This window comes from Aquabacter sp. L1I39 (assembly GCF_017742835.1).
GTDB lineage: Bacteria > Pseudomonadota > Alphaproteobacteria > Rhizobiales > Xanthobacteraceae > L1I39.
Genome location: NZ_CP072392.1, coordinates 249,369 through 260,795 on the forward strand (window position 1 = coordinate 249,369; position 11,427 = coordinate 260,795).

At 67.3% G+C, this 11,427-nt stretch carries 10 protein-coding genes; 8 read left to right on the forward strand and 2 right to left on the reverse strand.

Annotation, left to right across the window (positions count from 1 at the left end; all coding sequences use genetic code 11):
- The 4 genes from J5J86_RS01150 (at position 1) to J5J86_RS01165 (ending at position 4,160) form a co-directional block, all read left to right on the forward strand.
- Positions 1-888, forward strand: a complete 888-nt coding sequence (locus J5J86_RS01150; protein WP_247657872.1) for a branched-chain amino acid ABC transporter permease — start codon at positions 1-3, stop codon at positions 886-888.
- On the forward strand, positions 888-1,958 hold the full coding sequence (locus tag J5J86_RS01155) for a branched-chain amino acid ABC transporter permease (RefSeq protein ID WP_209103082.1): 1,071 nt from the start codon (positions 888-890) through the stop codon (positions 1,956-1,958). The genes J5J86_RS01150 and J5J86_RS01155 overlap by 1 nt, the downstream gene beginning before the upstream one ends.
- Before the next feature lie 77 nt (positions 1,959-2,035).
- Positions 2,036-3,298, forward strand: a complete 1,263-nt coding sequence (locus J5J86_RS01160; RefSeq protein ID WP_209103083.1) for an ABC transporter substrate-binding protein — start codon at positions 2,036-2,038, stop codon at positions 3,296-3,298.
- Positions 3,299-3,368: 70 nt separating this feature from the next.
- Positions 3,369-4,160 (forward strand): ABC transporter ATP-binding protein, encoded by a 792-nt coding sequence (locus J5J86_RS01165; protein WP_209103084.1) that lies wholly within the window; start codon positions 3,369-3,371, stop codon positions 4,158-4,160.
- A 191-nt stretch (positions 4,161-4,351) separates the two neighbouring features.
- Here the strand turns inward: J5J86_RS01165 and J5J86_RS01170 are convergent, their stop codons facing one another.
- Both J5J86_RS01170 and J5J86_RS01175 read right to left on the reverse strand, forming a co-directional pair.
- Entirely contained in the window at positions 4,352-5,221 is an 870-nt protein-coding gene (locus J5J86_RS01170) for an SDR family oxidoreductase (RefSeq protein WP_209103085.1), read from the reverse strand.
- Entirely contained in the window at positions 5,214-6,440 is a 1,227-nt protein-coding gene (locus J5J86_RS01175; protein WP_209103086.1) for an acyl-CoA dehydrogenase family protein, read from the reverse strand. Before J5J86_RS01175 ends, J5J86_RS01170 begins: the two co-directional genes overlap by 8 nt.
- Positions 6,441-6,731: 291 nt before the next feature.
- On the opposite strand from J5J86_RS01175, the gene J5J86_RS01180 reads away from it, so the two are divergent.
- Genes J5J86_RS01180 through J5J86_RS01195 form a run of 4 tightly spaced genes read left to right on the forward strand, consistent with a single transcriptional unit; the run spans position 6,732 to position 11,425 of the window.
- On the forward strand, positions 6,732-7,514 hold the full coding sequence (locus tag J5J86_RS01180) for an enoyl-CoA hydratase-related protein (protein WP_209103087.1): 783 nt from the start codon (positions 6,732-6,734) through the stop codon (positions 7,512-7,514).
- A gap of 35 nt (positions 7,515-7,549) precedes the next feature.
- The gene (locus J5J86_RS01185) at positions 7,550-9,391 is read left to right on the forward strand and encodes an acyclic terpene utilization AtuA family protein (RefSeq protein WP_209103088.1); all 1,842 of its coding nucleotides are present in this window, start codon (positions 7,550-7,552) and stop codon (positions 9,389-9,391) included.
- Positions 9,388-10,917: an acetyl-CoA carboxylase biotin carboxylase subunit gene (locus J5J86_RS01190; protein WP_247657887.1), complete on the forward strand. Its 1,530-nt coding sequence runs from the start codon at positions 9,388-9,390 to the stop codon at positions 10,915-10,917. The genes J5J86_RS01185 and J5J86_RS01190 overlap by 4 nt, the downstream gene beginning before the upstream one ends.
- Before the next feature lie 4 nt (positions 10,918-10,921).
- Positions 10,922-11,425 (forward strand): acetyl-CoA carboxylase biotin carboxyl carrier protein subunit, encoded by a 504-nt coding sequence (locus J5J86_RS01195; RefSeq protein WP_209103089.1) that lies wholly within the window; start codon positions 10,922-10,924, stop codon positions 11,423-11,425.
- The last annotated feature ends 2 nt before the right edge of the window (positions 11,426-11,427 follow it).

Consider the following 11,427-nt stretch of genomic DNA (forward strand, 5'->3'; position numbering starts at 1 on the left):
ATGGACATGTCGCTCATCCTGGAGCTTTCGGTCAACGGCGTGTTCGTGGGCCTCATGTATGCCCTGGTCGCGGCCGGGCTGGTGCTGATCTACAAGACCTCTGGCATCGCCAACCTCGCCCAGGGCGCGCTGGCCATGATGGGCGCCTATGTGATCTGGGCCATTTCCGCCCAGATGGGCGCGCCCATGTGGCTGGCCATTCCGCTCGGCCTCGTGGTGATGTTCGGCGCCGGCATCCTGACCGAGCGCCTGGCGCTGCGGCGGATGATCGGCCAGCCGGTCATCATGGTCATCATGCTCACTATCGGCATGGAAATCATGCTGCGCGGGGTGCTGCCGGGCATATTCGGGGCGGCGGTGAAGAAGCTGGACGTGGGCATCCCCAACGATCCTCTCTTTTTGGGCGACATCCTCATCAACCGTGCGACCATGGTGGGCGGGCTGATCTCGTTGGGCCTGGTGGCGCTGGCCATCGTCTTCTTCAATTCGCGCCTGGGCATCCTCATGCGCGCGGTCTCAGACGACCAGACGGCCTCCTGGTCGGTGGGCATCCGGGTGGAGCGGGCCATCGCCATCGCCTGGGGTCTGTCGGCGGTGATGGCCACCACGGCGGGCGTGCTGTGGGGGGCGACACAGGGGGTCGACTGGTCGCTGTCGCTGCTGCTCATCAAGGCGCTGGCCATCGCCATTCTGGGCGGGCTGGATTCCATTCCCGGCGTGCTTATTGCCGGCGTCCTGGTGGGCCTTGCGGAGAGCCTGGCCACCGGCTTCCTCGACCCCATCGTGGGCGGCGGCACCCGCGATGTGGTGGCTTCCACCATCATCCTTGTGACCTTGCTGCTGCGCCCCCACGGCCTGTTTGGCCGCGAGCATATCGAGAGGGTCTGATGTTCTATCGCCGCGCCGGCCTTCTCCACACCCGCTACCAGGATGAGCGGCAGCTCTGGCCGTTCGCGTTTGATCGCGGCCTCGTGGGCTGTGTCTGTCTCGTGCTGGTGGTGGCGCCCTTTCTGTTCGAGCGCCTTTATCTCGTCACCTATCTCCTGCCCTGGATCATCTGGTCCACCGCCGCCCTCGGCCTCAACCTGCTGATGGGCGGGGCAGGGCAGGTGCATCTGGGCTATGGGGCGGTGATCGGCATCGGCGCCTATGCCTCGGTGCACATGCTGCGCGCCGGCATTCCGCTGGAAATCGCCATGCTGGGCGGGGGGCTTGCGAGCGCCATTGTGGGTTGCCTGTTCGGTGCGGCGGCGCTGCGGGTGAAGGGGCTCTACTTGGCCATGGCGACGCTCGCCATGCAATATATGGTGGACTTCATCATCAGCCATTTCGAGATCATCAGCGGCGGGACGCAGGCCACGCTCCAGGTGCCGCCGGTGCGCTTCCTGGGCGTGCCGCTCTCCAGCGATGCGGCAGCCTATTATTTCGCGCTCGGGGTGTGCGTGGTGGTGACGCTGTTCCTCCTGAACGTGAAGCGCACCAGCTTCGGCCGTGCGCTCGCTGCCGTGCGCGAGAAGGATTATGCGGCGGCGGTGATCGGGGTGGATTCCTTCCGCTTCAAGCTCCTGGCCTTCTGGGTCTCGTCCTTCATCGGCGGGGTGGTCGGATGCGTGCTGGCGGTGAGCTATTATCGGGCCATTTCGCCGGACCAGTTCCATATCGACCTGTCCATCCAATTGGTGGCCATGGTGATCGTGGGCGGGCTTGGCAGCGTGCTCGGCTCCTTCTTCGGCGCCGCCTTGATCCTGTTCGCGCCCATCGTGCTGAACCATCTGGTGGGGCTCATTGCCGATCTTGCAGGCCTGCCCATTTCCGCCGACCTGCGCGCCCACCTGCCGCTGATGCTCTATGGCGCCATGATCATGGGCTTCCTTCTGTGGGAGCCGCTGGGCCTCGCAAAGATCTACAACAATACGCGCAATTACTTTCTGGTGTGGCCCTTCCGCCATGCCCGATAACGCCGCCCCCCAGCGGGGCGGGCGAGGACCGGAGACGGCAAAAGCCGCCCGGGCGAGGATGAAACGGGGAGGAAACCATGTCCGTCACACGCCGCACCTTGCTGACCAGTGCCGCGGCGGCCGCATTGGCCGCCCAGTTCCGCATCGATCCGGCCGCCGCCCAGGAGAAGGTGATCCGCTTCTCCATGCCGCAGGATTTCACGAAAATCTATACGTTCGTGACATCCGAATACAATCAGGGCCAGCGTGATTACATCAGCCTCGTCAATGCCCGCGGCGGCATCAATGGCTATACCATCGCCGCCGATGTCTCCGACCATGGCAATGACCTGCCGCGTGCCATCGAGGCGTTCGAGCGGGCAAAAAGCCAGGGCGCGGTGCTGGTGGACCCGCTCTCCACGCCCGTTGCGCGAGCGCTGACCCCGCGCGCGCTCGCCGACAAGATCAACCTCATTACCGCCTTTTCGGGGCGCAGCGACGCGGCCGATGGCACCGTCTTTCCCTATGTCTTTCCGCTCTCGCCCAATTACTGGACGCAGATCGCGTTGCTGGTGGATTATTTCCGCCAGCAATCGGGAGACTTGAAGGGCAAGAAGATCTGCTTCGTGCACATTGACACGCCCTTCGGCAAGGAGCCGCTGCCGGTTCTGAAGCGCCTGCAGGAGAAGCTGGGCTTCGAGCTCTCCACCTTCCCCTATACGCCCCCCGGCAACGACCAGTCCGCCATCTGGCCGCAGGTCCGCCGGGCGCGGCCCGATTGGATCGTGTTCTGGGGCGCGGGGGTGGGGCAGACGGTGGCGCTCACCGAGGTGATCCGCAATGGCCTGCCGCTCAACAAGGTGTCCTCCAGCGTATGGCTGTCGGAATCCGACATGGATGTGGTCGGCCGCAGCCAAGCGGCAGGCGTGCTGAAGATCGAGCCCTGCGCCTCCGGCCGCGCGCCCAAGCTCATCCAAGAGATCCTGAAAGAGGTGGTGGAGCCCGGCAAGGGCGCCGGCCCCACCGAGAAAGTGGGCACCGCCTACTACAATTACGGCGTCATGCTCGCCTCCCTCATGGTGGAAGGGGTGCGCCAGGCCTTCGCCAGGGCGCCGCAGGGCCCGATCTCCGGCGAATGGCTCAATGCGGGCTTGACCAGCATCACCAATTTCGACGCGCAGGGCCTCATTCCGCCCACCACCGTGACGAAGGAGGATCACCAGGGCGGCGGCAAGGCCCGCATCGCGCGCTGGGACGGCGCCAAGTTCGTGCCGGTCACGGATTGGTTCACCGCCTATTCGGACGTGGTGTGGGAGGTCATCCGCGAGAGCGCGGCGGAGTTCCAGAAGTCGGGCAAATAGACCGTCAGATTTTGCCGCGGGGGCGCGCGCCGCCCCCACCGGCTCCGCTCCCGGCCATGGAGACAGGGCGATGACCTTGCTTTCGCTCAACAATATCGAGGTGGTCTATGACGGCGTCTTCCTCGCCGTCAAAGGCGTCTCGCTGGATGTGCCCAAGGCCGGCCTCGTGGCCCTGCTTGGCGCCAACGGGGCGGGCAAGAGCACCGTCCTGAAATCCATCAGCGGGCTCCTGAAGGCCGAGCGCGGGCAGGTCACGCGCGGGCAGGTGACGTTCGACGGCGCCGACATCCTCGCCCTCGATCCACCGGAGCGGGTGCGGCGCGGGCTCGTCCATGTGCTGGAAGGGCGTCGTGTGTTCGAGCACCTGACACCTGAGGAGAACCTCATCGCCGCCACCTCCATGCATTCCGACCGGGCCAAGGTGAAGCGCCTGGTGGAGGAGATGTTTTCGCGCTTCCCCCGACTTGCCGAGCGGGCCAAGGCGCGGGCGGGCTATCTGTCGGGCGGCGAGCAGCAGATGCTGGCCATCGCCCGTGCGCTGATGACCGAGCCCAAGCTCATCCTGCTGGACGAGCCGAGCCTTGGCCTGGCGCCCTTCCTGGTGGACGAGATTTTCGACATTGTCCGCCGCATCAATGCGGAGGCGGGCGTGGCCGTGCTGCTGGTGGAGCAGAATGCGGTGGCCGCGCTCGATCTCGTGCGCTCGGCCTATCTCATCGACCAGGGCCGCGTGGTCATGAGCGGCACGGCGGAGGTCCTCGCCTCCAATCCCGACATCCAGGATGCGTATCTGGGCGGTGGCAAGCGCGTGGATTATCACGCGGTGAAGCATTATCGCGGCCGCAAGCGCTGGCTGGCGTGAGGACGAGGTCGGGTCGAGACTGACTTGGACATTCTTCAAAAAGAGCTGCCGTCATGGCCGGGCTTGTCCCGGCCATCCACGGGCCTCCGTCAGGGCAGGCTTAAGGGAGAAACGCGGATGCCCGGGACAAGCCCGGGCATGACGTTCCAAGGGATCGACACGCGGCTTCGGCTCGAAAATGCCAATCCACTCTAAACCTTGAAATAGTCGGGCTTCTCGATGGTCCAGGTCTCGCCCCAGAGCTGGCTGCCGCCGGCCACATGAAGCACCTCGCCGGTGACGAAGCCGCCGGAGGGGCCGCCGAGATAGGCGCAGGCTTCGGCCACCTCCCAGGTGGAGCCGTTGCGCATCATGGGGTTGGACTTGGGATAGGAGGCCACCGCCTTGGCGTCATAGACCCGCCAGCCGGGGGTCTCGATCACGCCTGGGGCGATGCAATTGATGCGGATGCCGAGCGGCGCCCATTCCACCGCCAGCGCCTCGCTCAGCCCGATGACGCCGGAGCGGGCGGCGATGGTGTGGGCGACGCCGTGCAAGCCGTGGGAGGTCACCACCACGATGTTGACGATGCTGCCCGGCCGCTGCGCCGCCCGCCAGGCCCGCGCCGCCGCCTGCATCATGTGCCAGGTGCCGTTGAGGTTGGTGTTGATGACCGTGTTCCAGCCCTTCACCGAAAAGTCGATGGCCGCCTGGGGAAACTGGCCGCCGGCACTGTTGACGAGGATGTCGATGGGCCCGTGCCCCGAAATCTCGGCGAACAGGGCGGCGATGCTGTCCGGCTCGCGGATGTCCACCGCATGGAAGCCCACGTCGAGCCCATGTGCGGCCATGGCCTGCGCGGCCCCGGTGAGCTTTTCAAGGCTCCGCCCCGCCAGAAGGACCCGCGCGCCGAGGCGCCCGAACAGCCAGGCGCTGGCCCGCCCAATGCCGCCGGCGCCCCCCGAGACCAGTACCGTCTTCCCCGCAAAGGCATCCGGCGCATACACGGTGGGATGTCGCGCCAGGGCCTCGTCGTCAAGGCCGAAGGCGGGGGGCGCGTCGGGCTTTGTCTCGTCAGCCATGGCGCTTCAGGTCCTTGAGCAACTCGCCGGCAATGATGAGCTTGCGCACTTCGGTGGTGCCGGCGCCGATCTCCAGGAGCTTGGTGGAGCGGAACAGGCGGTTGATCTCCGATTCCCAGATATAGCCCGACCCGCCATGGATCTGCACCGCCTTGTCCAGCACCTGGTGGCAGGCCTCCGCTGCATACATGACGGAGGCGGCGGTGAGCATGTGGATGTCGCCGCGCCCGCCGCCGCCAATTTCCAGAGGCGCGGCCGCCGCGAGGGTCTTGTAGGTGAAGGCCCGCATGGTCTCCACCGCCACATACATGTCCGCGATCATCGACTGCACCATCTGGAAGCTGCCGATGGGCTTGCCGAATTGCAGGCGGGTCTTGGCGTAGTCGATGGACAATTCCAGCGCCCGCTCGGCGACGCCGAGGCAGATGGGCGAGATCATGGCCCGCTCCAGGTCGAGGCCGCTCATCACCACGGCGACCCCGGCATTCTCCTCGCCCACCCGGTTTTCCGCCGGCACGCGGCAGTCCTCGAACACCAATTCGGCGGTCTGGCTGCCGCGATAGCCCATCTTGGTGAGCTTCTGCGCCACCTTGAAGCCGGGCATGTCCTTCTCGACGATGAAGGCCGAAATGCCGTGGGCGCCCTTGGCGCGGTCGGTCTTGGCATAGACGAGCAGGATGTCCGCCACCGGCCCGTTGGTGATGTAGATTTTACTGCCGTTCAGCACATAGGTGTCGCCTTCGCGCCGGGCGGTGGTGCGCATGGAGCCGAGCGCGTCGGAGCCGGCGCCGGGCTCGGTGAGGCCGAGGCAGCCGATCTTGCGGCCCGAGCACAGGTCCGGCAGGTATTTGCGCCGCTGGGCGTCATTGCCGTTCCGATAGATGTTATTGGCGCACAGATTGTCGTGGGCAACCCAGCTCAGCGCCAGCGCATGGTTCCAGCGGGAGAAGCCCTGGAGCACCAGCCCCGCCGCCGTCAAATCGAGCCCCGCGCCGCCATATGCCTCGGGGATGGTGATGCCGAAGAAGCCCGCATCGCCGATCTTGGGGAAAGCGTCGTCCGGCCACCATTCGTCGGCATCCATGCGCTCGCTATAGCCATAAAGCACGTTACGGCCGAAGCGGTCCGCCTGGTCGAGGATGGCACGCTGCTCCTCGCTCAAATCGAAGGTGGGCTCGGGCAGGGCGTTGCTCTGCGCCAGGGTGTCGGTCGCCGTCATTCTTATTCCTCCCTGCCCGTGACGGGTTGGTCCCGCCCGCCCGCCTTGATGGGCGGTGATTGTCTCTTAATGAGCTATTTTCATGAAAGTGGCAGAGCGCCCTTCATTCGTCAACGGGCGTCGACGCGCCTTAAAGAAGTGCGATTTGATAGGCGAAGGCGTCTGTCTGTGCCCCCTGTCCGGGTGGCTTTTGCTTCCCTCGCAGATTGCAGTTGACAGGCTTGATGAATTGAAATCAGTTACTCGCAACCAAGGGCGCCAAAGCCCCAAAAAGGAAAATGGGGGAGACGCGTGAGCCAAGTTGTGAAGACCGTGCGCGCTGGCGCCGTCCTGACATTGGTCATCAGCCGGGAAGAACGGCGAAACGCGCTGAATGCGGATGTGGCTGCAGGCATCTGCGCCGGCCTTGATGGCGCCGAGGCGGATCGTTCCGTGCGGGCGGTGGTGCTGACGGGCGCCGGCGACAAGGCCTTCTGCGCCGGCGGCGATCTGCAGCCCAATGCCCAGGGCACCCCCTTCACCATCGATGCCGCCGATCCTCGCCATTATGTGGCTGGCCTCATCCGCCGCATGGAGGCCTGCCGCCTGCCGCTCATCGCGCGGGTGAACGGCCATGCGCTGGCCGGTGGCTTCGGGCTCGCAAGCTGCTGCGACCTGGTTGTGGCCCGCGAGGATGCGCTTCTCGGCGTCACCGAGGTGCGAGTCGGCCTCTTCCCCATGATGATCCTGCCGCCGCTGCTGCGCACGGTGCCCGCCCGCGTGCTGATGGAAATGTGTCTCACGGGCGAGCCCATCACGGCGCGCGCCGCCCTCGCCGACCGCATCGTCAATTACGCCGTGCCGGCCGCCGAGCTCGACGGGAAGACCGACTGGCTGGTCAATCGCATCATCAACAAGTCGCCCACCGGCATCCGCCTCGGCAAGCAGGCGCTGGCCAAGGTGCGGGAGATGTCGACGGATGCGGCGCTGGAATACGCGCAATTCATGCTCGCCAACATGGCCCGCACGCGGGACGCCCATGAGGGCTTTGCCGCCTTCGTCGAAAAGCGCGCGCCCCAATGGACCGCGGAGTGAGCCCCATGACGGAGCGCCCCATAACAGATCGCCCCATGACAGACCGCGTCAGGATCGGCTGCGGCGCCGGCTTCTGGGGGGACACGCCGGAGGGCCCCCTCCAGCTGGTACGCGCCGGCGGCATCGACTATCTCGTGCTCGACTATCTGGCCGAGATCACCATGTCGATCCTCGCCCGCATGAAGGCGCGCAAGCCCGAGCTCGGCTATGCCACCGACTTCGTCACCACCGTCATGCGCCCGCTGGCGCGGGAGATCCACGACAAGTCCATCCGCGTGGTCACCAATGCGGGCGGCGTGAACCTTGAGGTCTGCCGGGCCGCCTTGCTGAAGGTGTGCGCGGAGGAGGGCGTGGCGCTGAAGGTGGCGGTGGTGAAGGGCGACGACCTCCTGCCGCGCGCCGACGCGCTGCGGGCCGCGGGGGTGGTGGAAATGTTCTCCCGCCGGCCCTTCCCCGAGGCGTGCCTCAGCGTCAACGCCTATCTGGGCGCCTTGCCCATCGCCCGCGCGCTCGATGCGGGCGCGGACATCGTGCTCACCGGGCGCTGCGTGGATTCCGCGCTCGTGCTCGGCCCGCTGATGCATGCCTTCGGCTGGGGCGTGCAGGATCACGACCGCCTCTCCGCCGGTAGCCTTGCGGGTCATCTGCTGGAATGCGGGGCGCAGGTTACAGGTGGCGTCTTCACCGATTGGCGGGACGTCCAGGGCTGGGACCGCATGGGCTTTCCCATCGCGGAATGCCATGCGGACGGGACGTTCGAGATCACCAAGCCGGCGGGCACCGGCGGCCTCGTGGATGTGCGCACGGTGGCCGAGCAGGTGGTCTATGAGGTGGGCGATCCCCGCGCCTATCTCCTGCCCGATGTGACCTGCGACTGGTCGCAGGTGCGCCTGGAGCAGGCCGGTCCCGACCGGGTGCGGGTGAGCGGCGCCAAAGGCCGCCCGGCGACCGCCACCTACAAGGTGAGCGCCACCCATGCGGACGGCTTCCGCGCCACCGGCACCATGATGATCGCCGGCCGCGAGGCGGTGGCGAAGGCGCAGGCCGTGGGCCATGCCATCCTCGCCCGTGCCGAGCGGCTGATGCGCGCCGCCGGGCATGAGGGCTTCACCGAGACCTCCGTCGAGGTGCTGGGCGGGGAATGGAATTACGGCGCCCACAGCCGCGCCGTCGCTGCCCGCGAAGTGGTGCTGAAGGTGGCGGTGCGCCATCCCCGGCGCGAGGCGCTGGAGATTTTCGCCCGAGAAATCTATCCCGCCGCCACCGCCATGGCGCAGGGCATTACCGGCTTTGCCGGCGGGCGCCCCGAGCCGCAACCTGTGGTGCGCCTCTTCTCCTTTCTGGTGGACAAGGGGGACGTACCGGTGGCCGTCGAGATGGACGGGCAAAGGCAGGACATTCCGGTTGCCGCGCCGCTTGCCCTGGAGCCTCCCCTGGCGCCTCTCCCGGACACACCCGAAAGCCTCGAGGCGCCACGGCCCGCCGGCCCCCTCGTCCCCGTGCCCATGATCGCGCTGGCCCATGGCCGCTCCGGCGACAAGGGCGACATCGCCAATATCGGCCTTCTCGCCCGCCGGCCGGAATTCGTGCCGATCTTGCGCCACGCTTTGTCGGCGGAGCAGGTGGCGGCCCATCTCGCCCATGTGGCGCACGGGCCGGTGGAGATCTTTGAATGGCCGGGCCTCAACGGCTTCAACATCCTGCTGCATGAAGGGCTCGGCGGCGGGGGCATCGCCTCTTTGCGCTATGACCCGCAAGGCAAGGCCCTGGCGCAGATCCTTCTCGACATGCCCGTCCCCGTGCCCGCCGCCTGGACCCATCCGGGCGGCCCCCTGGCCCACTGGGGCGAGACGACCGTTCCGGGAGATGCCGCATGAGCCAGCCCGCCGTGTTGCGCGACGCGCTTCCCTTGCAGGCGCCTGCAGCGGCGCCCATCCGGCGCGTCCTCATCGCCAATCGCGGCGAGATCGCGGTGCGCATCCAGCGCACCTTGCGGGCGATGGGTATCGCCAGCGTCGCGGTGTTCCACCGGGTGGATGCGGAGGGCCCGCACGTCACCGGTGCCGACGGGACGGTGGAACTCATCGGTGACAGCGCCGTGGCGGCTCATCTGGACGGGCCGCAAATCGTCGCCGCGGCGCGCGCGAGCGGGGCCGATGCCATCCATCCCGGCTATGGCTTTCTTTCGGAAAACGCGGCCTTCGCCCGCCAGGTGGCGGAAGCCGGGCTCACCTTCATAGGCCCGGATGCGGACACCATCGCCCTCATGGGTGACAAGATTTCCGCCCGGCAGTTCGCGGAAGCGCACGGCGTTCCGGTGGCGCCCTCCGTCATGCCCACGGGCGATCTCGACGCCTTCGCCGCCGCGGCCGAGGCCATCGGCTTTCCCTTGCTCATCAAGGCGGCGGCGGGCGGGGGCGGCAAGGGCATGAGCATCGTGCGCGAGCCATCCACCCTGCGCGAGGCGGCCCGCATCGCCTCAAGCGAGGCGCAGCGCTATTTCGGCGACGGGCGCGTCTATGCGGAACTCTATGTGGAGCGCCCGCGCCATATCGAGGTGCAGGTTCTGGGCGATGGAGCAGGCGGCGCCATCCATCTGTTCGAGCGGGAATGCTCGGTGCAGCGGCGCTTCCAGAAGATCATCGAGGAGGCCCCCGCCGCCCCCTTGCCCGAAGCTCTGCGGGAAGAGATTTGCGGCGCCGCGGTGCGCCTTGCCGCTGCCGCCCGCTACAAGAATGCCGGGACAGTGGAATTCATTCTGGGCACCGACGGGCGCTTCTTCTTCCTGGAGATGAACACTCGCCTCCAGGTGGAGCATCCCGTCACCGAGATGATTACGGGGCTCGACCTGGTGCGCGCGCAAGTGGACATCGCCGCCGGGCGCGGCCTGCCGGCGACGCAGCCGGAGATCCGCGTCCACGGCCATGCCATCGAATGCCGCATCTGCGCCGAGGCGCCCGAGCGCGGCTTCCTGCCCGCCACCGGTGCGGTGCGTCTTCTGCGCGTGCCGGACGGCCCCGCCATCCGCTTCGAGAATGCCTTGCGCCAAGGCCAGAAGGTGACGGCGGATTTCGATCCCATGCTGGCGAAGCTTGTGGTGTCGGGCCCCGACCGGGCCGCCGCCATCGACCGCGCCATCGCGGCGCTCAAGGAGCTGGCCATTCTGGGCGTCGAGACCAATGTGGATTATCTCACCCGCCTGCTCGACCATCCCGCCTTCCGGGCCGGGGACCTGCACACCGCCTTCGTCTCCGAACATGCCGAAAGCCTTGTCGCGCCGCCGTTGGACGTGGCCGCGCGGGACCGCGCGCTCATGGTCGCCGCCCTCGGCCAGCGCGCCTTCCGCACCTTGGTGAGCGACGTGCCCGAGCCGCAGGCCAGCATCGGCGCCTGGAGGAACTGAGCCCATGGCCCTGAAGCTGAAGCTCGGCGAGGACGTCCACGAGGTGGAGATCGTCGCGCGCCGCCCGCATCTGACGGTGCGCATTGATGGCCGCCTCCACACCCTCTCCGACCTTGGACAGGCGGAAGACGGGTTCGGCACGCTGATCCTCGATGGCGCGCTTGTTTCCTATGGCCGCATCGGCGGCACGGGCACGGCGCTGCTGCGCATTGACGGACGCACCCACGCGGTGGAGGTGGTCGACCCCTTCGAGGGTTCGGACGGCACCGGCGGCGGCCGGGACGAGGTGCTGGCGCCCATGCCCGGTGCGGTGGTCGAGGTCCACAAGGCGGCGGGCGATGCCGTCACGCGCGGGCAGGCCGTGCTCACCATCGAGAGCATGAAGCTGCAGACCACCCTGGTGGCGCCCCGCGACGGCGTGCTGGTGGCGGTGCTGAAAAGCGAGGGCGACATGTTCGAGAAGGACGAGGTGGTGGCGCGCCTCGCCCCCGTCGAGGGAGGGCAATAGGC

Excerpts from the sequence above, each read along its gene's own strand:
- J5J86_RS01150 (WP_247657872.1), top strand. The coding sequence starts at position 1 with ATGGACATGTCGCTCATCCTGGAGCTTTCGGTCAACGGCGTGTTCGTG.
- J5J86_RS01155 (WP_209103082.1), top strand. The coding sequence starts at position 888 with ATGTTCTATCGCCGCGCCGGCCTTCTCCACACCCGCTACCAGGATGAG.
- J5J86_RS01160 (WP_209103083.1), top strand. The coding sequence starts at position 2,036 with ATGTCCGTCACACGCCGCACCTTGCTGACCAGTGCCGCGGCGGCCGCA.
- J5J86_RS01165 (WP_209103084.1), top strand. The coding sequence starts at position 3,369 with ATGACCTTGCTTTCGCTCAACAATATCGAGGTGGTCTATGACGGCGTC.
- J5J86_RS01170 (WP_209103085.1), bottom strand. The coding sequence starts at position 5,221 with ATGGCTGACGAGACAAAGCCCGACGCGCCCCCCGCCTTCGGCCTTGAC.
- J5J86_RS01175 (WP_209103086.1), bottom strand. The coding sequence starts at position 6,440 with ATGACGGCGACCGACACCCTGGCGCAGAGCAACGCCCTGCCCGAGCCC.
- J5J86_RS01185 (WP_209103088.1), top strand. The coding sequence starts at position 7,550 with ATGACAGACCGCGTCAGGATCGGCTGCGGCGCCGGCTTCTGGGGGGAC.
- J5J86_RS01190 (WP_247657887.1), top strand. The coding sequence starts at position 9,388 with ATGAGCCAGCCCGCCGTGTTGCGCGACGCGCTTCCCTTGCAGGCGCCT.
- J5J86_RS01195 (WP_209103089.1), top strand. The coding sequence starts at position 10,922 with ATGGCCCTGAAGCTGAAGCTCGGCGAGGACGTCCACGAGGTGGAGATC.